Here is a 21,883-nt window from a genome sequence, read left to right as displayed (position 1 = left end):
GACCAATGTGCGACCGTTCGCCTGTGAAGCGATGAGCATCGTAAGCGGTATAGGATCAACGCTACGGCGCCTAAGAAGGCCGCACAGACGTTTTCCCGTAACAATGCTACTATTGTACCGCCCGACGTGAACGACGCTCTAATGTCTTTATTGGCGGCATTGGTATGACGCAAAAGTTCTTGTGCATATTACGAAGACCTAGAGTTTAATGGCTTTACTTTGTCTGCATTCTTTTCAGACAATACTTAAATATTTCCGCAACTCACACTTTCCTTGGAGAAACGGGATGTACAGTCAATGACATTCGATATATCGAACCCAGCGCAGTGCATTTGCTGCGATACCAAGAAAGGTGTAGTAAGTGGTATTATATGAAGAAGTTTGCAGAAAGTATTGAAAGGGAAGTACAGCCAGAAGTATTCTTCACCCTGTCCGTGAAGCAAGGCATACAGAACGATCGCGGTGTTTTTATTAATGGCGACCGCGAAGCATATGACCGTGCAATGACCGGTCTACTAAACGATACGGCGAAACGCCTTCGGCGGGGACGGCAACGACGCAGAAGGTTATCGAACTTATCGACCGTAGAACGTGGGAGATTTGGCAGAAATCACATACATGGTTGCATTAAGTTGCCGCCGGGTGTAAAATTCACGGAGTTCCGTAACGCATTCATTGCGAGTTGGGAAAGGTCCAGTTGGTATCTTCCCAAATACGACGTCCAGTTTCTGACTGGCAATGCGGTTGGCTATATATTGAAGGAAGGTCAGGAGAGCATCCTACTTTCCGCAACTCATGTTCCTACTTTGACCGAGAGCGCGTCCTAGGGATACTTGCGGAAAGGACCTAACTTGCATTCGGGGAAAACCCAAGCAGGGGCGGTGTAATCCCGCCCTTGTCTGTAAGGTATGGAAGATACTTATCTAAAGATACATTGAAATAAGTTTAATATAATTAAATGAATAATACCCTGTAATTTAACTTATTTACCAACCGTTAGATACAGGCCTCTTGTCTAACCAGCTGTCGATATCAGTCGATTTCCAACCAACGGCTCTCCTGCCAATCTGGATAGGACGAGGGAAATCACCTCGATCCATTGCAGCGTAGATAGCACTACGGCTCAAACCAATGACCTGCTCTACTTCGGGTCTACGCATAATCCGATTAGTGTTCATTGCTTCCTCCAAATCCGTTACCGCTGGTTAGAACGGCGAATGGAAGGGCGTCAACGACTTAACTTACTGGTTTTCTGACGAATTACTTCCGGGCACCGAAAGAAACGCAAATCAGACTTCTTTCTACTGCCCTAAATAATTAAGCGTTGATTTCATTAGGCGTTTTCTGTGGTGTTGCCAGAAAGACACTCCAATCGAGCATAATTCCGCGGCGTTTTTCGAACAGGTCGGAACGTGCGTAAGCGGCTTCCGCCTTGTCGTTGATGACATGCGCAAGAACGAACTCGATGACCTCGCGGGGATGGTGAGTCGCTTCACCTGCCCAGTCCCGGAACGACGACCGAAAGCCATGAGGCACAGCAGCTATGGCCAGTTCCCTCATCAATTTTGAAAGAGTGTTATCAGAAAGGGGTTTCCCCGTGAGGCTGGGGAAAACCAGATCGCTATCGTTCTGCCTAAACGCCTTCGCCCGTTCCAGAATCGCTAACACGGCTGGTGTCAAAGGAACCCTGTGCTGGCGTTTAGTTTTCATTCGGCTTGGTGGAATGGTCCAAACCATCCGCGCAAAATCAATCTCACTCCAAAGCGCACCACGAACTTCACCCGAACGGCAAGCAGTGTGTACCAAAAATTGGATAGCTAGCTTAGTGACATCAGAAGCCTTGCTTGCAGAGATTTTTTCGATCGCTTTTGCAACCTCACCGTAGGGCAGCGCCAACATACGCTTCACGTTGGATCGGTCTTGCTTCGTTAGAGCCTGTTGAACCACCTCTGCCGGGTTATCGGAACGGAACTCGCGGGCAATTGCCCATTTCAAAACCATTCCGAGCCGTTGCTTTACCCGTTGGGCAGTCGCATTCTTCGTTGTCCAAATCGGATCAAGCACAAGCAACAAATCGGCGCTGGATACTGCGCCTACTGATCGGTTCCCGATGTAGGGAAACACATAGGTTTCCATCGTGGAAAGCCATTGCTTGCGATGCTTATCGTTCCGCCAGGCGCCTTCGTTATGAGCATGAACCTGCCGTGCAGCTTCCTCGAAGCTAGGAATGGCATTGGAGCGCCTCCTGGCAGCCAATGGGTCCTCACCTGCCCTCGCTAGCTTGCGGTGCTGTACGGCCTGTTCTCTGGCTTCTACGAGGCTTACCAGCGCAGCCGAACCCAAACCAATATCGTGGCGTGTACCTTGGACATTGAGCCGTACAATCCATCGCCTAGCACCGGACTTGTCGACTTTCAGGTAAAGGTTCCCCCCATCGCCGTGAAACCCCGGACCAAGATTTCGAACGGCTGCGGCAGTAAGCACTTTTTCGCGATGCCTACCCGTCGGCTTGTACCCACCCATTCAAACACCCCGCCCAACATCTTCCCTAAACGTCGCGCCCCACATAACGCCCATCATCGAAATTTGGAATATGCCTGCCGTAGCAAGAACGCACAGGAACCTACTCTTTAAACTGTCAAAAGAATCAGACTGTTAGGGAACGCACAGGAATTCGCTAGAACAAGGGGTAGCGGCCTCCGTCTCCGCCAACTTTGGCTCGGTTGGTCGGTCGGTGCGTCCGAATGGACCAACATCTAAAAGTAGCGTCATACAGGAACAGTCGTGCTGCGACCCATGCGGAAGGTTTCGCATGTCATCCCGTCCGATGCTGGCGCGAAAAGTTCTGAGTGCCTGGGTCCGAGGCACGGGTTTCCGCCCGCTTCGATGCGCGCCCTCCATCGGGTGGTCCGGGTTGGCGGTCAGTGGATGGTTGTTTCCGCCACCACCATCGGCCGGTCGAGCTAAACCGCCTGAACCGGGAGTTCGTCGCCGGGGTGCCCCGTCGGGTGTGGCTTGCGGACATCGAGGAAGGCCAAACCACAACGTGCCGGACTGCCTGCTGCTACGACAAAGGCCTTCGGAAAGCTTCTTCTTCACGCTCAAGGTCGAACTCGTTCACCAGTGACGAAGGGCGATCCGCGAGGATGCCAGACGCGATCTGTTCGCGCATATCGAGGGTTACGATGGTTGCCCGCGGATCCACTCACCATCGGATACAGGGCCCCGGAAAAGCTGAACGCAACAGGACCGAAACCCGTGTACAGAAAAACGAGGGGGCCATCGGTCCGGCTTTCAGCTTCCCGGGGCCTTGCTTCACCGGGTCGGGCTTTCCGGCTTTCGTCACCGGTGGCGATGACATGAGCGGCGCTACGAACCACCGACGGTCAGGCGCGCACGGCGAGCGCCTGATCGATCGACAGGCGAACACGCGCGGCAAGATCGTCGTAACTGAACGGCTTGGGTAGCAAGCTGATACCTTCGTCAAGATGCGCATTATGCGTGATCGCTTCACGCGCATATCCGGAGGTGAAAAGGATCGGGGTTCCCGGCCGGACCGCATGCGCGTGCACGGCGATGTCCCGGCCGTTCACGGTTCCCGTCAGAACGACATCGGTGAAGACGAGATCGATCGGACCATCGCCGTCGAGTATGTCGATCGCGGCCGACCCGTCGGCCACTGCTACGATCCTATAGCCGAGTTCCGTCAGGACATCGCAGCTATGCGCGCGCACGTCGGGGTCGTCCTCGACAATAAGAATTCTCTCGCCCGGCCGCGCAGTGGCGGTTGCGCCGATGACGAGCGGCGTTTCCTCGACGACGGTGCCCGTGAACTTGGGCAGGTACAGGGTCACCGTCGTACCGCGGCCGATGCTGCTCTCGATCCTGAGATGGCCACCCGACTGCTTGACGAATCCGTACACCATCGAGAGGCCGAGTCCCGTACCCTTGCCGACCTCCTTCGTGGTGAAGAACGGTTCGAATACGCGCGACATCGTCGCTTCCGACATGCCGTCACCCGTATCGCATACGGCAAGCGAGACATAATGACCGGGTACGGTATCGTCCTCGGCATCGGCTTCGCCGATGATGCCGTTGGCCGTTGTGATCGTCAGCGTGCCGCCAGGCTTCATCGCGTCGCGCGCGTTTACGGCGAGGTTGAGCAGCGCATTTTCCAACTGGTTGGCATCCGCCTCGACCTTCCACAGCTCTGGCGCGAGGTGGACCTCGATCGAGATGGACTCACCCAGCGTACGGCGCATGAGATCGGACAAACCTTCGACGAGAGTGTTCGAATCGAGCGGCCTGGGGGCGAGCGGCTGTCGCCGCGCGAAGGCGAGCAGGCGCTGCGTCAACGTCGCCGCCCGCTGCGCACCCGACATGGCGTTGTCCGCCGCCCGTCGCAGTCGGAGATCATCGGCGGGGAGCCTGCGCGACAGCATTTCGAGGTTGCCCGTGACGATCTGGAGCAGGTTGTTGAAATCATGCGCGATGCCGCCGGTAAGCTGCCCGACGGCTTCCATCTTCTGACTTTGCCGCAAGGCGTCGTTGGCCTGCTGGCATTCCATAACGGCCGCAGCTACCCGCTGTTCGAGGTCTCCGTTCAGCGCGGCCAATTCGCCTGCCTTCTCGTCCAGTTCGGCGTAGAGGGCGACCACGCCACGATTGGTTTCCTCCAGTTCGGCATTGAGCCGCTCGCTTTCGTCCTGCTTAAGCTTCAGGTCCGCCAGCGCCTGCAGCAATTCCTGGTTCTGCGTACGCACTTCGGCCAGCGGATCCGAGGCGCCCGTCGCCGCGAGCACCTTTCCGATCTCCGCCAGGTACGCCGGTGAGACGGACGGTGCAGTCGAAGGCAGGCACTTGCCGAGAAGGACCGACGTACCGCGGCCAGGCTGGCTCTCCAATTCAAACCGGTCCATCAGCCGTCGGGTTCCGGAAATACCGACGCCCATGCCGCTGACGCTCTTGAAACGACCCTCCAGGATCGCGTCCACATCGGCAATACCGGGCCCCTTGTCGCGGATCCGGATGACGAGGCTGGACGGATCGGCCCGCTCCACGCCGAATTCAATCCGGCCGCCAGCACCATAGGTCGTGGCATTGCGCGCGATCTCGGACACGGCGGTGGCGATCCGTGTCTGGTCCTGCGCCTCGAAGCCCAGCAGCCCGGCGATCTGGCGAGCCCGCTGGCGGGCCGCGACGATGTCGGCCTCCCCGATCAGCGCCACGGTCAGGATGGGGTTGAGTGTCATCCGATCTCCACCCTCGACACCAATACCGTCACATCGTCCCGCCCACGGTTGAAATCGCGCCACAGCACGCCGGCGATGAGCGAAGGATGGTGTGCGACGAGCCCGGGATAGGCATTGAGATCCCAACTGGTCGCCAGGCCGTCCGATGCCAGCACGATCAAGGTTTCACCCACGATGGGATAGGTAAAGTCGCGCATGCGGCGGGCGATGTGACCGATGGTGCCATTGTTGGAGACCATGCGGCGGACGCCGTTGCCATCGATAAGGGTAGCGGCGATGTTCCCGACGCCGGCGAAGATGATCTGGCCGGCCCTCGCATCGACATGCGCGATCCCGATCGCTGCTCCTCGGGTCGGGCGTAGCGCATTGTGCATAACAGGCAGCATCTCGCTCGGCAGTGGCGCCGCGCTGGAATAAAAGATGCGCGTCGCGGCATGGGCGGCCTGCGCGGCCAGGGGACCATGACCAAGCCCGTCCGCAACCATGAAGGTCGCACCGCTCGCATCGTCCTTCCGGCACCAGGCATCGCCGCAGACCTCCTCACCATGCATCGGCAGGCTGATAGCGCCGAACGTCGGATGTGGAGGAGCGCCAAGATGCGTAGGCTTGCCCCGCTGGAGACGCGCAAGAAGTGCGGTGCCACCGCCGGGCGCGGAATAGATGTCTGTCATGTGGGAACCCCGGGCGATCGCGCCGAGTCCGTTACCGGCCGTGCCCGTCGTGGAGTGCCCGTCACGCATCGAATCGGCCACGTTCGCCATGCCGCTGCCCTTGTCGAGGGCAATGCACTCGATCCCGGCGCCGGACGAATCCTCGAAGCTGCCGAAGAGCAGGCTTCCGCCGTCACCGTGTTTCAGGATGTTGGTCGCGAGTTCGGTTGCCACGATCGCCACGCGCCCTGCATCGCTCTCGCCGAAGCCATGCGCCTCGGCAAGGGCAACGGCGACGCGGCGTGCTTCTGCGACCTGCGAAATCTCACGAACTTCGACCGCGCGCATCGTCATTTCCATCGCGCGATCATGATGTACGTTCCCTCGCCGACCACGGACCGAATCTCGAAATCATTGCATAGACGCCGCGCGCCGCTCAGCCCGAGGCCAAGACCACCGCCGGTCGTGTAGCCATCCGTCAGCGCGCGATCGAGGTCGGGAATGCCCGGACCCGAATCCTCGAACGTCAGCCGCACGCCCCGCCGCGGCGGAACGGTGAAGGTCTCGATCCGGGCGGTTCCGCCAAGGCCATAGTCGAGAGTGTTGCGGGCAAGCTCGCTCGCAGCGGTGATGATCTTGGTCTGGTCGACAAGGCCCAGGCCCGCAGCGATGGCCTGTACCCGAACGGCCTGACGGACGCGGACGACATCGTCGGACTCCCTGATCGGCAGGGTATCATCCCGCGTCGCGTTCATCGCCGCCCTCCGGGGCGTCTTCGCCATCGCTGTCTTCGTACTGCCCGCTGCCGATCAAGGCCATGCCGCGCTCGACATTGAGCGCGGTCTTGACCCCGGTCAGCGACAGCCCGAGTTCGACAAGCGTGATGGCGACCGCCGGGCGCATGCCGACGACCACCGTGTCGGCATCGAGCAGGCGGGATACGGCGGCGATGTTGTCGAGCATGCGACCCATGAACGAGTCGACGATCTCGAGCCCCGAAATATCGATCATCACGCCGCGCGCGCCAGTCGCGACGATGCGCTCCGACAGATCCTCTTCCAGCGCCTTGGCGAGACGATCGTGAATGTCGACCTGGATGCTGACCAGCAAAGCGCGACCGAGCTTCAGGATGGGAATGCGATCCATGCTGCTCAGCCCTTCGATGCGACCTTGCGGACGACCGACCGCCCCGTGCGCTGAAACGCGAGCGCCAGGGCGTCGGCGAGCGTGGCTTTCGACACCACGTCGAGTTCGACGCCCAGATGCACCATCGTTTGTGCGATCTGGGGACGAATGCCCGACACAATGCAGTCCGCACCCATTAGGCGCGCGGCGGCGATCGTCTTGAGCAGATGTTGCGCGACGAGCGTGTCCACCGTCGGCACGCCGGTGATGTCGATGATGGCGAGGTCGGCGCTCTGGTCGACTATCGCCTGCAGCAGGTTCTCCATCACCACCTGGGTGCGTGCGGAATCGAGCGTACCGATCAGCGGCAGGGCAAGGATTCCTTCCCATAGCTTGACCACCGGGGTCGACAGCTCTGCGATCTCCTCCTGCTGCCGGCGTACAACCTCCTCGCGGCTGCGTTGGTAGACTTCCATCGTGTACAGGCCGAGCTGATCCAGAATCCTGGTCATTTCCCAACCGATACCCGCGACGCGGGCGGCGTCGTCCGGAAATCTGACGCGCACCTGCTCGAACAGCGGCTCCTTCAGCGAGAACACGAACGTCGCCGTTTCGGTCGGCGTGAAGCCCTGATTGGCACGCGATCGGGATACGCCGTCCAGCAATTGTCGGGCAGGCGCGAATGCGGGGTCGCTCGCCGCCGTCGCCCCCGCACGCAAACCATCGGCAAAGGCAGACAGGAAATCGCGGCACTGTTTCTCGACTTCCGCATCCTTGATCCGGCCTGCGCCACCGGCGGACATGGCCAGTAACTCGCGCCAGCGCGCAACGATCTCGCGCTCGCGCTCACCTACGATCTTCGACAATGCGGCAAAGCCGTCTTCCATGATCACAATCCTCCTGACGGCGTTTTCAAACCCTTAGCGAGGTTGAAGAGGCTTGTCGCATCGTATGATAGGGCAGCTGGAAATGGTTGAACAACGTACGATTTTCGCATGAATAAGCAGCCCAGTTGGCGAGCCGGATCGATGCGTGAAGTGCCCGTTACGGGGTCTTTGCTACCGATCATCCGGCGGCCTTCATATCTTGGCTGAGCGGACCTTCTATCCGCTGGTCTGGCCCAGCCAGTCGCGAACCCGATCGCCTCGACAAGGCGGCGCCGGGCGCGGTACGCCGCTGGCGCTGGTCGCCCACGATCGTCGACGGGCGGCCTGCCCAGGTGAAGGGCCTCGTCCGCATCCCGTTCGAACTTCGCTGACGTCCGGTCCGGCCGTGTTCAGTCGCTACGGGTAGCCGCGTTCGTCGGCGAGCACCATCCGAACCATTCGCGCGCGGACCTCGGGCGCCAACTTCCGCGTCTTCTTGCCGGCGCTGCGTCTACGCACCTGCGTCGCCGCCGCATCCAACCTTGTCACACCGCCCCGAACCCGCATAGTCGCCCTCCCAAGCCGATCGGAGTGCCCCTTGTCCCACGACCCTGCCCAGACCGACATCCTCATCATCGGATCGGGCGCCGCCGGCCTGACCGCCGCGCTGCATCTGGCCGAGCGGTTCCGCGTCACCGTGCTGGCGAAAGGCGCGCTGAACGAAGGGTCGACCGCGTGGGCGCAGGGCGGGATCGCGGCGGTGTTCGAACCCGGCGACACGTTCGAAAACCATGTCGAGGATACGATGGTCGCCGGTGCCGGCCTCAACGACCGGGCGGCGGTCGAGTTCGTGGTCGAGGGGGCACCCGCCGCCATCGAACGGCTCGCGGCGCTGGGCGTGCCGTTCAACATGGAGGGCGAGGCGCTGCACCTGACGCGCGAGGGCGGCCATTCGCACCGGCGTATCGTCCATGTCGACGACGCGACTGGCTGGGCGGTGCAGGAGGCGCTGATCCGGGCGGCAAGGGCGCATGCCAACATCACCCTGCTGCCCGACATGGTCGCGGTCGATCTGGCGACCAGTCGCCATGAACAGCGGTATTCGGGGGCGGGCAATGTGTGGGGCGTCTATGCCTTCAACCGCATTACCGACCGGGTCGAACTCTACACCGCGCGCGCGACGATCCTTGCGACCGGCGGGGCGGGGCGGACCTATCTGTTCAGCACCGCGCCGCGCGGCGCGACCGGCGACGGCATCGCCATGGCGTGGCGCGCGGGATGCCGCGTGTCGAACATGGAGTTCATGCAGTTCCACCCGACCTGCCTGTACAATCTCGAGGTCAAGAACTTCCTGATTACCGAGGCGGTGCGCGGCGAGGGCGGGAAGCTGATCAACCCGACCACCGGCAAGAATTTCATGCCCTATTACGACCCGCGCGCCGAACTTGCGCCGCGCGACATCGTCGCGCGGGCGATCGATGCCGAGATCAAGCGGTTCGGGCTGGATTACGTCCATCTCGACATCAGCCACATGGACCCCGACTTCGTGCGCGGCCATTTCCCCAACATCCATGAAAAGCTGCTCGGCCTCGGCATCGACATGACGCGCCAGCCGATCCCGGTGGTGCCGGCGCAGCATTACACCTGTGGCGGGGTGGTGATCGATCGCGACGGGCGCACCGACCTGCCCGGCCTGTATGCGGTGGGCGAGGTGTCGCAATCGGGGCTGCATGGTGCCAACCGGCTCGCGTCCAACTCGCTGCTCGAATGCTTCGTGTTCGGCGAGGCGGCGGCACGCGACATCGCCGAACGCTGGGACGCATTGCCCCCGCCGCCCGCGATCCGGCCATGGGACGAAAGCCGCGTGACCGATTCGGACGAAGAGGTCGTCATCAAGCAGAACTGGACCGAAATCCGCCGGTTCATGTGGAATTATGTCGGCATCGTCCGGTCGACCAAGCGGCTGGAGCGCGCGCGCCACCGCATCGCGATGCTGAACGAGGAAGTCGCCGACTATTACGGCCATTTCCGCGTCACCCCCGACCTGATCGAGTTGCGCAACCTGCTCCAGTCGGCCGACCTGATCGTCCGGTCCGCGCTGCACCGCAAGGAGAGCCGCGGGCTGCACTACACGCTCGATTATCCCGAAACGGCGGCGGAGGCAGTCGACACGATCCTCGTCCCCTGACGCTGCGGCATGGGTTTCCGCCATTCGTCGTCTGTGCGGGGAGATTCGTCGCAAGGCGGCAACAACGTCTTGTAATGTTAATCGCCCTCGCAGCATGGTCGGCGCAGGACGGGGTGAGAAGATCGTGCAGATGCTGAAGAAAGTCCGGCCGCAACAGGCGGCGCTGGTGATGGGACTGATGGCGCTCGGCGGCGTGGGTCTGGCGACGCGGACCTTGCCGCCTGTGGCGCAGGCGGCCGTGCCGAAAGCGGCGGTTCCGGTGCCGCTGCCCGCACCGACGCGCCCCGCGCCCCCGGCGCTGGTCGCGACGATCAATGCGCTGGGCGGCGGGTTTCAGGGCCGGGTCGGGATCGCGGTGCGCAGCATCGATGAAGGCTGGGTCGTCGGCCATGCGATGGATCAGCGCATGCCGCAGCAATCGGTCAGCAAGCTGTGGGTCGCGCTGACCACGATGAACGCGATCGACGAAGGCAAGCTGGCGCTGGCCACCCCGGTCACGATCACCCGCAGCGACCTGACGCTGTTTCATCAGCCGATCGCGTATCTGATGAAGGACGGCGTGTTCCGCACGACGGTCGGCGATCTGCTGCGCCGCGCACTGACGCTCAGCGACAATACCGCCAACGACAAGCTGCTCAACCTTGCCGGCGGGCCGGTGGCGGTGCGCGACTTCATCGCCAGCCGGGGGCTGGGCAATATCCGCTTCGGGCCGGGCGAGCGGCTGTTGCAGGCGAAGACCGCCGGGCTGCCGTGGAAACAGGAATATTCGCAGGGCAACGCCTTTGCGCAGGCGCGGTCGCAGCTCGACCCCAATGTCCGTCGCGCCGCCTATCAGGCCTATGTCGCCGATCCGCCCGATGGCGCGGGGGCAGGGGCGATCGCCGATGCGCTGGCACGGTTGCGCCACGGCATGTTGCTGACCCCGCAATCGACCAGCTGGCTGCTCGACACGATGAGCCATACCCGCACCGGCCGCGCCCGCCTTCGCGCGGCGTTGCCCACCGGGTGGAGCGTCGCGCACAAGACCGGGACCGGACAGGATCTGGGCGGGCGGACGGCGGGCTTCAACGACGTGGGTATCCTGACCGCCCCCGACGGCAAATCCTATGCCGTGGCGGTGATGATCGGCGACACGGCCCGGCCGGTGCAGGAACGCCAGCAGCTGATCCAGACGGTGGTGTCGGCGATCGTCGCCGTGCACGGGTAACGCTGTCGCCACCCATATCCCCGCGCGAGCGGGGATACGCTTACCGCTTCGTCGGCAACCTCGGCTCGATAAATCCAGTAGCGGTTCCCGAAGATGCGGATCTCCGGATCGGCATACCAGCCGGGGATCGGCCGATTGGCCGCCAGCGCCGCACGCGGCAGCACCGCAGCGGCGACCAAACCAGCCAGCAGCGTCCGGCGACCGATCGTCAATTCAGCGATAGTCGGCAATGGCGTAGCGTCCCTCCTCGGCCGGTACGCGCGGTCCGACGATCGCGACCGCCGCCCCCGCCGCCTTGCCCGCCGCCACGCCAGCGGGCGAATCCTCGAACACCAGACATTCGCCGATCGCGACGCCCAGCCGGTCGGCGGCGAGGCGGAAGCCCTGCGGATCGGGCTTGCCCTTCGTCACATCCTCGGCGGTAATGAACACTGCCGGCACCGGCAGCCCGATCGCCCCCAGGCGTATTTCGGCAAGGTTGCGCGGCGCGGAGGTGACGATCGCCCAGTCATCGGGGGCAAGGCCGGCGATCAGGTCATGGATGCCCGCGATCGGCACGACGCCATCGACGTCTTCGAGCTCGGCGGCATTCAGCCATGCGGCTTCGGCATCGACATCCATGCCCGGCGTGGCGAAGCGCCGCACCGTATCCTCGCCCCGGACCCCATGACACACCGCGATCAGCGCTTCGGCATCGATCCCATGCCGATCGCACCAGCGCCGCCAAACGCGTTCGACCGCCGCGGAGGAATCGAGCAGCGTCCCGTCCATATCGAACAGGAAGGCGGCGTAGGCGGTATCACGGAACAACGGCATGGCGCGGTCGTACCGGTTGGGGGCTGCCGAGCAAACCCCCTTCTCCCCTCCGAGAGAAGGGGGCGCCTATCAATGCCGGAAGTGGCGCATCCCCGTGAACACCATCGCCAGCCCCGCGTCGTTTGCGGCCGCGATGACCTCTTCGTCGCGGATCGATCCGCCCGGCTGGATCACCGCCGTCGCACCCGCCTCGACCGCCGCCAGCAGCCCGTCGGCAAACGGGAAGAAGGCGTCCGACGCTACCGCGGACCCGATCGTGCGCGCCTGCGACCAGCCGGCCTTGTCGGCGGCGTCCTTCGCCTTCCACGCGGCGATGCGCGCCGATTCCAGCCGGTTCATCTGCCCCGCGCCGATGCCGGCGGTGCTGCCGCCCCTGGCATAGACGATCGCGTTCGACTTGACGTGCTTGGCGACGGTCCATGCGAACCGGCAATCGGCCAGTTCCTGGTCGGTCGGCTGGCGCTTCGTCACGACCTTCAGCTCGGCCTGATCGAGATTGCCCGCATCGCGCGACTGGACCAGCAGCCCGCCGGCGATGGTCTTGACGGTAAGCCCGCCGCGCGCAGGATCGGGCAGCTCGCCGGTCAGCAGCAGGCGGAGATTCTTCTTGGCGGCGAACACCGCCTTAGCCTCGTCATCGGCGTCGGGGGCGGCGACGACTTCGGTGAAGATGCCGCTGATCGCGCGCGCGGTCTCGCCGTCGAGCGGGCGATTGACGGCGATGATCCCGCCGAACGCCGACACGCTGTCGCAGGCAAGCGCCGCCTGATACGCCTCGATCAGCGTGTTGCCGGTCGCCACGCCACACGGATTGGCATGCTTGACGATGACCACGGTCGGCGGGCCGTCGCGAAATTCGCTGACCAGCTCCAGCGCCGCATCGGCGTCGTTATAGTTGTTGTAGCTCAGCGCCTTGCCCTGCACCTGTTCGGCTTGGGCGATACCGCGCGCAGCCGGCCCGCGCGGGATATAGAGCGAGGCCGACTGGTGCGGGTTCTCGCCATAGCGCAGTTCTGCGCCACGGGTGAAGGCGAGGGGGAGCGTGTCGGGAAATGCTTGTCCCTGATCGGCAAAGGCGAACCACTGCGCGATCGCCGAGTCATAGGCGGCGGTCGCGGCATAGGCTTTCGCGGCGAACCGGCGACGCGTGGCGAGGCTGGTGCCGCCGTTCGCGTCCAGTTCGGCGATCAGCGCGGCATAGTCGGCGGGATCGGTGACGATCGCGACCGCATCATGGTTCTTCGCGGCCGACCGCACCATCGACGGCCCGCCGATATCGATATTCTCGATGATCGTGTCGCGATCGGCGCCCTTGGCCACGGTCGCTTCGAACGGATAGAGATTGACGACGACGATATCGATCGCGCCGATGCCATGTTCCTGCATCGATGCGACATGCTCGGCATTGTCGCGCACCGCCAGCAACCCGCCATGGACGATCGGGTGCAGCGTCTTGACCCGGCCGTCCATCATTTCGGGAAAGCCGGTCAGGTCGGAAATGTCGCGGACGGTGAGGCCCGCATCGCGCAGCGCGGCGGCGGTCCCGCCGGTGGACACCAGTTCGACACCATGGCGGCTGAGCGCGGTGGCGAGGTCGACGATGCCGCTCTTGTCGGAAACCGAAAGGAGCGCGCGCTGTGCGATGACATGATCCATGGGCGCGCCCTTTCGCGCGAATGGCGCGGCGGGGCAAGGGGGCGCGGGTTGCGACCTTTGGGTGGAAGGGGTAGGGTCCGTGCCATACGAACCGGAGTACGGAAGATGGTCCAGCAGTTCCGCTGAGTGCGGCACGATCGGCGGCGAGATGCTGCCCATGACCCTCCATCACCGGAATACCCCATGCAACGTCTGCAATCGAAAATCTGTGTCGTCACCGGCGCTGCGCGCGGGATCGGCCACGCCATTGCCACGCGCTTCCATGAAGAGCGCGGCGACGTCGTCCTGACCGATATCGACGAAGCCGCCGGCCGCGCCGCCGCCGATGCGATCGGCTGTCGCTTCCTACGCCTCGACGTTCGCGAGGAAGGGGACTGGGCGCGGTTGGCGCGCGAGGTTCCCGCCGTCGATGTCGTCGTCAACAATGCCGGGGTAACTGGATTCGAAGGCGGCATGGTCGCGCACGACCCAGAACATGCGTCGCTGGCGGATTGGCAAGCGGTCCACCGCGTCAACCTCGACGGAACCTTCCTCGGCTGTCGCTACGCGATCGGCGCGATGAAGGTGGCGGGGTGCGGGTCGATCATCAATATCTCGTCGCGATCGGGGTTGGTCGGCATTCCCGGCGCAGCAGCCTATGCGTCGTCGAAAGCGGCGATCCGCAACCATAGCAAGAGCGTCGCGCTCTATTGTGCGCAACAAGGATGGCGCATCCGCTGCAATTCGATCCATCCGGCGGCGATCCTGACCCCGATCTGGGAACCGATGCTGGGCGATGGGCCGGACCGGGAGGCGCGGATGGCGGCACTGGTGGCGGATACGCCGCTCAAGCGGTTCGGGATGCCGGAAGAGGTCGCGGCGGTCGCGGCGATGCTGGCATCGGACGAAGCGACCTATATCACCGGGACCGAGGTCAATATCGATGGCGGGTTGCTTGCCGGATCGGCGGCGTCGCCGGGGTAGCTCTCCCTACCGCGCCCGGTGGAACCGCCATGAAAAGTCATGCCCGCCCGGCGGCGTCGCGCCCGACAGCACTAGCTGGAACGTCGCGACCGGCAGGCCAGTCTCGTCGATCCACAGGCTTTCCTCGACGCCCAGTGTCGCCCCTCTGCAGCGGAATTGCCACACCGGCCCGTCGGGCACGCGCAGGAATGCGGCCTGCCCGTCGGGGGTCGGGGCGATCTCGATCCCCGGGGCCAGATGGAAGCGCGCGACGAAGCTCGTCTCGCCCTTGCGCCCGCGCCGGCCGGTCGAGATCAGCATGTCCTCGCCCTGCACGTCGCGGCCGTCGGCGGACAGCGTCAGCACGCGGCGATGCTGGAAGCCCAGCCGCTTGGCATAGCCGTCATGCGCGACCTCGATCCGGCTGATCGCGTCGCTTTCCTGCCGGGCCATGTCGACCACGCCGACGCCCTTGCCCAACGACCCGTCGGCATGGATCGCGGTCGAATTGGTGTCGTCGAGGACCAGTGTCGAATGCGCCGCCGTCGTGCGCAGCGCACGGCGCAGATCGGCCGAAAGGGTGAGCAGCGCCGCCGCCGCCCCGCCGCAATTCACCACGATGCGCTGGCCCTGATCGGACAGTTCGAACGCCAGCGTCGACGCGCACCCCTCGCGCGCGGCGCGCGCCACCGGCGGCGGCGCGGAATCGACGATCAGCACGGTGCGCCCCGCCGCCAGCCGCTGATAGCCCCAGTCGCTGGCATGGCGCAGCGGCCGGGTGCGTACGCCGGTCGCGGCGACGACATCGGCGATGCGGTCGCCATCGACCGGTCCCGATCCCTGCCAGCAGGCAAGGCCACCCTCGCCATGCGCCACGCCCAGCAGCGCCGCGACCATCCGGGTCAGCGCCAGTTGCTGCGCTTCGGGCACCTCGAGCCGCCGCGCGGCATAGATTTCGCGCAAGGCGGTCAGCGTCATCACCACGTCGAGCTGGTCGGCGGGCGACCGGCTGACGATGCCGCCATCGTCGAACACGCCGGTGGTCAGCGCCCGCGCCAAGCCGTTCTCGCCAAAGCCGCGCCGCGGATCGCCGCCCGGAATGACGAGGCCGGCGGCGACCACCCCGGCCCATGCCGTGATCGCGCGGATGCCCGCCGGTGCCTTGCCCGCCTCACCGTCCAGATGCCGGGCGGCGCGGGCGATGGTGTTGAGCACGCGCGAGCGATAGACGAGGTCGGTCGACGACAGGATCAGCGGCGCGTGCGCGATCCAGAACAGCATCCGCCGCCCGGTCAGGTGCGCGCTCCAGGCCGGTTCGGACACCCGGTCGCCATGCGCGTTGAGCCATTGCAGCATCAGCGTTTCGGCGATCGGCACCGCCGTCACCCGCGGCGCGACGCTCGACAGGTCGCGCAGCCACGCGAAGCCGTGCAGATGCTCGGCGAACGCCGCCGAGAATTTCGGCCGGTCGAGCCCCAGCCGGTCGATCGGAACGCTTTCGCCGCGGAACATCAACTGCCCCGCCAGCAGCGCCTGTCCGCGCGCCAGATCGCCGAGGAACGGGTCGTCGGCGATCGCGATCAGCTTGAGCGGATGCCGTCCCTTCAGCCTTAGCCCGTGCAGCGGCGTGCGCCATGCCAGCCGTTGCAGCTTCTCGGCGATGCGTTCGGACAGCGACAGCCCGGTGCCCCCGCCCTGCCGGACCAGCCGTTTGCCGACGTCGATCCCGTCGCGCGGTTCGTCGATCGGCTGGGGCGGGATCATGCGCCCCGCAATGCGGCGATGTTCGCGGCATAGGCGGTCGGCCCGCCGGTAAAGGTCGCAGTGCCGGCGACGAGGCAGTCGGCCCCCGCCGCGATCGCCTTCGGCGCGGTCGCGCGGTCGATGCCGCCATCGACCTGCAGATCGATCGGCCGGCCGGTCGCATCGATTCGCGCCCGCAGCGCTTCGATCTTGCGCAACTGGCTGTCGATGAACTTCTGCCCGCCGAACCCCGGATTGACGCTCATCACCAGCAACAGGTCGGTGAGATCGATCACCTGATCGACGACCTCGACCGGGGTGCCGGGATTGAGCACCACGCCGGCGCGCTTGCCCAGTGCCTTGATCCGTTGCAGCGTGCGGTGGAGGTGCGGCCCCGATTCCGGGTGGACCGACAGGATATCGGCCCCGGCGTCGGCGAATGCTTCGACCAGTGGATCGACCGGCGATACCATCAGGTGGACGTCGAACGGCTTGGGGCTATGCGGGCGCAGCGCCTTCACCACCGCCGGGCCGATCGTCAGGTTGGGGACGAAATGCCCGTCCATGACGTCGATATGAATCCAGTCCGCGCCCGCCGCGTCGATGGCACGGACTTCCTCGCCCAGCTTGGCGAAATCGGCGGACAGGATGGACGGGGCGATACGGACGGGCTGCATGAAATTCGTCCTAGCATGGTTGATTGTCGCGGCAAGGCTTGGGGTTCGCACACCGCACGAACCCCGTTCCTCAACGCCGCCGCAACCGCACGATGAAGAACCCGTCCATCCCGCCCTGTTCCGCCAGCATCCCCGGCAACGTCCGCACATAGCCGTCGGCGTGCGGCGCAACCCCGGCGGGCAGTTCGTCCGCGCTCGCCGGCTCGACCGCATAGTCGCTCCGCCCCGACAGGAACCGCGCCAATTGCGCCTCGCCCTCGGCCGGCTCCAGCGAACAGGTCGCATAGACCAGCCGCCCGCCCGGCTTCACCCAGTCGGCGGCGCGCGCCAGCAACCGCGCCTGCAACGCCGCCGTCTCGGCGATCACGCTCGGCCGCACCCGGTGCAGCACATCGGGGTGGCGGCGGAAGATGCCGGTCGCGCTGCACGGCGCGTCGAGCAGCACCGCGTCCGCCGGCTCGCCCGGCTTCCACACCAGCGCGTCGCCGGTGACGACCGACGCCGTCAGGCCGGTCCGCTCCAGATTTTCGCGCAACCGCCCCATCCGGCTTTCCGAATTGTCGAGCGCGGTCACGTCCCACCCGGCGGCGGCCAGTTGCAGCGTCTTGCCGCCCGGTGCCGCGCACAGGTCGATCGCGGTGCCCGGCCCGGTTCCCAGCAGCCGCGCCGGGATTGACGCCGCCAGATCCTGCACCCACCATTCGCCCTCGGCATAGCCGGGAACGTCGGGGATCGACCCCGCATCGTGCAGTCGCCGGTGACGGGGGGCAAGCGCCACGCCGTCCGGCCCCGCCTCACCCTTCAGCGACAGGTCGACCGGCGGCTGCTGCGCGATGGCGTGCGCGGCGGCGATCACCATGTCCTCGCCCCATGCCGCGCACCAGCGGGCATCGGTATCGGCGGGCAGCGTCGCCGCATCCGGCAGCCGGGCATTGCCGCGCATCAGCGTGCCGAACACCCCGTGGACCAGCTTGCGCGGACCGCCCTCGACCAGCGGCAGCACCGTCGCGATCGCGGCATGCGGCGGCGTGTTCAGCACCAGCGCCTGCCCCAGCGCGATGCGCAGCACGAACCGCGCCTTGGCATCGTCGGGCAGGGGGCGCTGCGTCGCGCTGTCGATCAGCGCGTCGAGATCGGGCAGCCGCCGCAGCACCGCCGCCGCGATGGCATGGGCAAGGCCACGATCCTCCCGCCGGTCGAGTTCCTGCGTGGCCTTCGCCAATGCCGCCTCCAGCGGCAGTCCGCGCCGGATGACGGCATCGAGCAGCCGCAGCGCGGCGCGGCGCGCGGCAAGACCCGGTGCTTCGGGGGCGAGTTGCGGGCGGGCCATTCAGCGGCGCTCCGGCGAAGTTGGTCGATCGATCACTTGATTCCTGTCGCTGGTCCGCCAAGTGCATCCTGACGAACCGTGAAGGAGTCTCCTATGGGCACCCGACCCCCGCATGTGAAGCCACCCGCGCACCTCTCCAAATCGCCGCCGGTGCCGACCCCCGAACCGATCCCGCCCAAACCGGACGCCGACGACCCGCTGGGATTGAGCCCGACGCGCTATGGCGACTGGACGCACAAGGGCATTGCGGTCGATTTTTGACGGGGCGGTGCCGGGGCACCGGCTTTCTCATTAAGCATGGCCGACCGGCAGTTCCCGGGAAACGCGATTGGTTAGGGATAAGGAAATCAAAGCGTTCCGGACCTTCGACTGCGATCGGGTCGGTGACGTTCCCTGCATCGGTCCTTACTTGGGAAAGCCGGAAAGGCCAAAATCGGCTGGCTACCGTAAGCTTTTGGCGACCCGGCGAACAATTCTGGACAGCGAAAAAACGGCAAACATCATAATGGCGGCAACGCCATAGATAAGGCCGGCGAGGTATACTGGCACCATCGCTTCTGCGTGCGTGATGCCGCCCACTAAACCGATCCCGCAGAACATGATGAGTATAGTCGGGACGACGCCGAATAGGAGAATTTCACGACCAATCGCATGCATGGTCACGCCTTAGATCATTGATGCAAACTGCCGCAAGCAGGCTATATCGGTTGGGATAAGAACGACCGATTGTCGCTTCGGTCGATCCCGGTCGTTCCTTGAACGTCTGTCGCGCTTCAATTTGCTATTCGGACCTTGTATCCTTCGGCCGTTAGCGGCGGAGGATGCGAATGTACTACCCCCTGATGGATACACGGACCGTATTCCCGAACCGCCGAAGTGGTGGCTGGAAGGTATCCCACGCTACTGCGAATATGATCCAGACGAGTTCACATATTACGAAACCAATTTTCTGGTTCGGATCGGTTGCCAATACTGTCACCGGGCTTTTGACGTTGCCGTCTATATCAAGGCAATCGCTGCAATAGGCATTCTGGATCCTGTCTCGGACTGTCCAATGGACGAAGCGACCGGCAGGTTCATGACGAACTTATTCGATGATCCACCATTCCATTTGGGAGAAGATGGTTTCAATTGTGTAGGAAATTCAATGCTGGCCGATTGGATCGCCATACTCCAAGCTTGGGAAGGACATGGGCCGAAGCGACGGCGTCGTTCCGACCTCGAAGGACCTTCGCCGAACAGCCCAATTTGAAACGGTTCATCGTCCGTAGCTGCCTTTACCGTGTCGCTAATTCCATTGCGCCCATGGAACGAACGCCCGCGTTCCGACTTATCCAAAAATGGTCAGGCTCGCGCGCCCGTGGCGGTTCATCCTTGGCGGCATCCTCGGCCTCGCACTCCTCCTCCTGCTGATCCTCGCCGCCTTCCCCTGGGGCGTGCTGCGCGACCGGGTCAGCGCGCGGCTGGCGCAGCGGTTCGGGTCGGACGTGTCGATCGGCACGATCGAACGGGTCGAGGCCTTGTCCTTTTCCCCCACGCTGATCGTCCGCGACCTGACCATCGCGCAGCCGAGCTGGGCGGGGCAGGGCGATCTGGTCCGGCTGAAACGCGTCGATTTCCGGTTCGACGTGCTGCCGCTGCTGCGCGGCAAGTTCGATCTTCAGGCACTCGCCATCGATGGCGGGCGCGTCGCGATGGTCCGTACCCGCGACGGGCGCAAGAACTGGCAACCCGACAAACGCGGTGAGAAAAGTTCGGCGGCGGCGATCACCAGCCTGTCGATCCGCGACCTCGTGATCGACTATCGCGACGCGGTGCAGAACCGCCGCTTCGCCGTCACCGTCGCATCCGATGCAAAGGGCTTTCGCGCGCAGGGGAACGGCGCGATCGACAACCGCCCGGTGCAGGTCGCGTTGACCGGCCCGACCATCACCGGCGACGGGCCATGGCCGTTCCGGGCGCGGGTCGATGGCCCGACCATCACCGTCGATGCGAAGGGGGTCATGGCCTCCCCGCTCGGCACCAACCGCATGACCGTCGACCTGACCGCGCGCGCCAACGACCTCAAGACGCTCGACGCGCTGATCGAGGCCGGTCTGTTCGGGACCCAGCCGGTGAAGCTGACCGCGCGCGTCCGCCACGACGATCCGACGTGGGTCATCGAACGGCTGGCGGGCACGATCGGTCGGTCGAGCCTGACATCGGCGAACGCGACGATCGGCAAGGATGGCGAACGGACGAAGATTGACGGCAGCCTGCGCTTCGCCGACCTGTCGTTCGACGACCTCGCCACCGACGAAGGGCGCGCCCGCGCCATCGCGATCGAACGCCGCATCGGCCCGCGCGTGGTGCCCGGCACCCGCATCAATCTGGCAAAGATGGGCGGCGTCGACGGACGACTGGCGATCCGCGTCGACCGGCTGCTCGACATGGCGGGTCTGCGCAGCCTCGATACCGTGCTGGCGATCGATCACAGCCGCCTGACCGTCGCGCCGCTGACGGTGCGGCTGGCGCAGGGGCGGATTACCGGGCAGGTGATCGTCGACCAGCGCGAACGGACGACGCCCCGCGCCACCTTCGACCTGAAGCTGGTCGATTCGCGCATCTCGACCTTTGCCGGCGGCGCGCCGGTCGATGCTCCGCTGCGGGCGCGGCTGAAGCTGGTCGGCAGCGGCGACACGATCCGCGAGGCGATCGGGCGGTCGGACGGCATGATCGGCTTCGCGGCGGCGGGCGGGACCCTTCCGGCGAAGATGGCGTCGCTGCTCGGTGCCGATGTCGCGCGCGGGCTGACCACCGACGACGATGCCCGCGCCCGGCTGCGCTGCCTCGGGCTACGGTTGAACGTCACCAATGGCATCGGCCGGATCGACCCGATGCTGATCGACACCTCGCGCGCGCAGACGCGGGGGCAGGGGGTGGTGCGCCTGTCCAACGAACGCCTGTCGATCGCGCTGACCGGTAGCCCCAAGCAACGCACGCTGCTCCACCTCGACAAGCCGGTCCGCATCGGCGGCCGGATCCAGAGCCCCGACATCCGCATCCCGCCCGGCGTGAAGAGCGCGGGCGGCATCCTGCGCATGCTGGGCCGCGCGATCGGCGGCGACGACACCCCGCGCGCGGGCAACGCCGATTGCGGCGCGCTGGTCCGGCGGGTGCTGCGATAACGCTTTCCTACACTATGCCACGGCGGCAGGATCGCCGGCGCGCGTCGTGCGCCTGCTCTTTGACATCCATCCGATCCGCCCTCTGCGCCGCTATGCCGGCAACCGCGCGCGAGTGTGACCTTTGTGACCTTTGATCCCGTAGGTGACGCGCGATCCGCTACATCGCCAACCGCGTGCAAGTGTGACGTTCGTGACCTTTGAAGCCGGGTACGCCGCGCCGAGCTGCTGCGAGGTATACCGCACCGTCCGTTCGAACCGTGGCAA

20 protein-coding genes and 1 pseudogene are annotated in these 21,883 nt (G+C 64.6%); 8 read left to right on the top strand and 13 right to left on the bottom strand.

Going from position 1 to position 21,883, the window contains the following annotated elements:
- Positions 1–371: 371 nt before the first annotated feature.
- Positions 372–827, top strand: a complete 456-nt coding sequence (locus ASE91_RS19130) for a hypothetical protein (protein WP_156357644.1) — start codon at positions 372–374, stop codon at positions 825–827.
- Between the two features lie 159 nt (positions 828–986).
- On the opposite strand, the gene ASE91_RS18605 is transcribed toward ASE91_RS19130, so the two are convergent.
- Positions 987–1,160, bottom strand: coding sequence for a helix-turn-helix transcriptional regulator (locus ASE91_RS18605; RefSeq protein ID WP_235530305.1), 174 nt, complete (start codon positions 1,158–1,160; stop codon positions 987–989).
- 157 nt (positions 1,161–1,317) lie between these two features.
- Positions 1,318–2,523, bottom strand: coding sequence for a tyrosine-type recombinase/integrase (locus tag ASE91_RS03975; RefSeq protein WP_056622872.1), 1,206 nt, complete (start codon positions 2,521–2,523; stop codon positions 1,318–1,320).
- A gap of 527 nt (positions 2,524–3,050) precedes the next feature.
- Here ASE91_RS03975 and ASE91_RS20400 point away from each other — a divergent pair.
- A pseudogene (locus ASE91_RS20400) lies at positions 3,051–3,246 on the top strand (IS3 family transposase); the annotation flags it as partial.
- Between the two features lie 140 nt (positions 3,247–3,386).
- On the opposite strand, the gene ASE91_RS03970 reads toward ASE91_RS20400, so the two are convergent.
- From ASE91_RS03970 to ASE91_RS03950, 5 genes are read right to left on the bottom strand one after another with little or no spacing between them, the layout of a single operon-like run.
- Positions 3,387–5,252: an ATP-binding protein gene (locus ASE91_RS03970; RefSeq protein ID WP_056622868.1), complete on the bottom strand. Its 1,866-nt coding sequence runs from the start codon at positions 5,250–5,252 to the stop codon at positions 3,387–3,389.
- The gene (locus tag ASE91_RS03965) at positions 5,249–6,262 is read right to left on the bottom strand and encodes an ATP-binding SpoIIE family protein phosphatase (RefSeq protein ID WP_200911191.1); all 1,014 of its coding nucleotides are present in this window, start codon (positions 6,260–6,262) and stop codon (positions 5,249–5,251) included. The genes ASE91_RS03970 and ASE91_RS03965 overlap by 4 nt, the downstream gene beginning before the upstream one ends.
- Positions 6,253–6,684, bottom strand: coding sequence for an ATP-binding protein (locus ASE91_RS03960; RefSeq protein ID WP_235530297.1), 432 nt, complete (start codon positions 6,682–6,684; stop codon positions 6,253–6,255). The genes ASE91_RS03965 and ASE91_RS03960 overlap by 10 nt, the downstream gene beginning before the upstream one ends.
- On the bottom strand, positions 6,638–7,048 hold the full coding sequence (locus ASE91_RS03955) for an STAS domain-containing protein (protein ID WP_056001044.1): 411 nt from the start codon (positions 7,046–7,048) through the stop codon (positions 6,638–6,640). Before ASE91_RS03955 ends, ASE91_RS03960 begins: the two co-directional genes overlap by 47 nt.
- Positions 7,049–7,053: 5 nt before the next feature.
- A complete protein-coding gene (locus ASE91_RS03950) occupies positions 7,054–7,914 on the bottom strand; it encodes an STAS domain-containing protein (RefSeq protein WP_056001047.1) in 861 nt (286 codons plus the stop codon).
- 194 nt (positions 7,915–8,108) lie between these two features.
- Between ASE91_RS03950 and ASE91_RS18600 the strand changes: the two genes are divergently transcribed.
- From ASE91_RS18600 to ASE91_RS03940, 3 genes are all read left to right on the top strand, one after another.
- Positions 8,109–8,285 carry an energy transducer TonB gene (locus ASE91_RS18600; protein WP_082453797.1) on the top strand — a complete coding sequence of 59 codons (177 nt, stop codon included), beginning with the start codon at positions 8,109–8,111 and terminating at the stop codon, positions 8,283–8,285.
- Positions 8,286–8,491: 206 nt separating this feature from the next.
- Entirely contained in the window at positions 8,492–10,081 is a 1,590-nt protein-coding gene (nadB, locus tag ASE91_RS03945; protein ID WP_056622862.1) for an L-aspartate oxidase, read from the top strand.
- Between the two features lie 94 nt (positions 10,082–10,175).
- A complete protein-coding gene (locus ASE91_RS03940) occupies positions 10,176–11,288 on the top strand; it encodes a serine hydrolase (RefSeq protein WP_235530296.1) in 1,113 nt (370 codons plus the stop codon).
- A 213-nt stretch (positions 11,289–11,501) separates the two neighbouring features.
- Here ASE91_RS03940 and ASE91_RS03930 read toward each other — a convergent pair whose 3' ends face one another.
- Positions 11,502–12,104 carry an HAD-IA family hydrolase gene (locus ASE91_RS03930; protein WP_082453787.1) on the bottom strand — a complete coding sequence of 201 codons (603 nt, stop codon included), beginning with the start codon at positions 12,102–12,104 and terminating at the stop codon, positions 11,502–11,504.
- 69 nt (positions 12,105–12,173) lie between these two features.
- Complete coding sequence (gene purH / locus ASE91_RS03925; RefSeq protein ID WP_056622857.1) at positions 12,174–13,760, bottom strand: bifunctional phosphoribosylaminoimidazolecarboxamide formyltransferase/IMP cyclohydrolase; 1,587 nt, start codon at positions 13,758–13,760, stop codon at positions 12,174–12,176.
- A 183-nt stretch (positions 13,761–13,943) separates the two neighbouring features.
- Between purH and ASE91_RS03920 the strand changes: the two genes are divergently transcribed.
- Complete coding sequence (locus ASE91_RS03920; RefSeq protein ID WP_056622855.1) at positions 13,944–14,723, top strand: SDR family oxidoreductase; 780 nt, start codon at positions 13,944–13,946, stop codon at positions 14,721–14,723.
- A gap of 6 nt (positions 14,724–14,729) precedes the next feature.
- Here the strand turns inward: ASE91_RS03920 and ASE91_RS03915 are convergent, their stop codons facing one another.
- The 3 genes from ASE91_RS03915 to ASE91_RS03905 form a co-directional block, all read right to left on the bottom strand.
- Complete coding sequence (locus ASE91_RS03915; protein WP_056622853.1) at positions 14,730–16,466, bottom strand: heparinase II/III family protein; 1,737 nt, start codon at positions 16,464–16,466, stop codon at positions 14,730–14,732.
- The gene (gene rpe / locus ASE91_RS03910) at positions 16,463–17,122 is read right to left on the bottom strand and encodes a ribulose-phosphate 3-epimerase (protein WP_056622849.1); all 660 of its coding nucleotides are present in this window, start codon (positions 17,120–17,122) and stop codon (positions 16,463–16,465) included. Before rpe ends, ASE91_RS03915 begins: the two co-directional genes overlap by 4 nt.
- Before the next feature lie 70 nt (positions 17,123–17,192).
- Positions 17,193–18,452, bottom strand: a complete 1,260-nt coding sequence (locus tag ASE91_RS03905) for an RsmB/NOP family class I SAM-dependent RNA methyltransferase (protein ID WP_056622845.1) — start codon at positions 18,450–18,452, stop codon at positions 17,193–17,195.
- Between the two features lie 93 nt (positions 18,453–18,545).
- Between ASE91_RS03905 and ASE91_RS18595 the strand changes: the two genes are divergently transcribed.
- Positions 18,546–18,713, top strand: coding sequence for a DUF1674 domain-containing protein (locus ASE91_RS18595; RefSeq protein ID WP_082449783.1), 168 nt, complete (start codon positions 18,546–18,548; stop codon positions 18,711–18,713).
- Positions 18,714–18,893: 180 nt separating this feature from the next.
- Here the strand turns inward: ASE91_RS18595 and ASE91_RS03900 are convergent, their stop codons facing one another.
- Complete coding sequence (locus ASE91_RS03900) at positions 18,894–19,109, bottom strand: hypothetical protein (protein ID WP_056622842.1); 216 nt, start codon at positions 19,107–19,109, stop codon at positions 18,894–18,896.
- 683 nt (positions 19,110–19,792) lie between these two features.
- On the opposite strand from ASE91_RS03900, the gene ASE91_RS03895 reads away from it, so the two are divergent.
- Positions 19,793–21,619, top strand: coding sequence for an AsmA family protein (locus ASE91_RS03895; RefSeq protein WP_056622836.1), 1,827 nt, complete (start codon positions 19,793–19,795; stop codon positions 21,617–21,619).
- Positions 21,620–21,883: the final 264 nt, after the last annotated feature.

This window comes from Sphingomonas sp. Leaf62 (genome assembly GCF_001421915.1).
GTDB lineage: Bacteria > Pseudomonadota > Alphaproteobacteria > Sphingomonadales > Sphingomonadaceae > Sphingomonas.
This window is presented reverse-complemented; position numbering and strand designations above follow the sequence as displayed.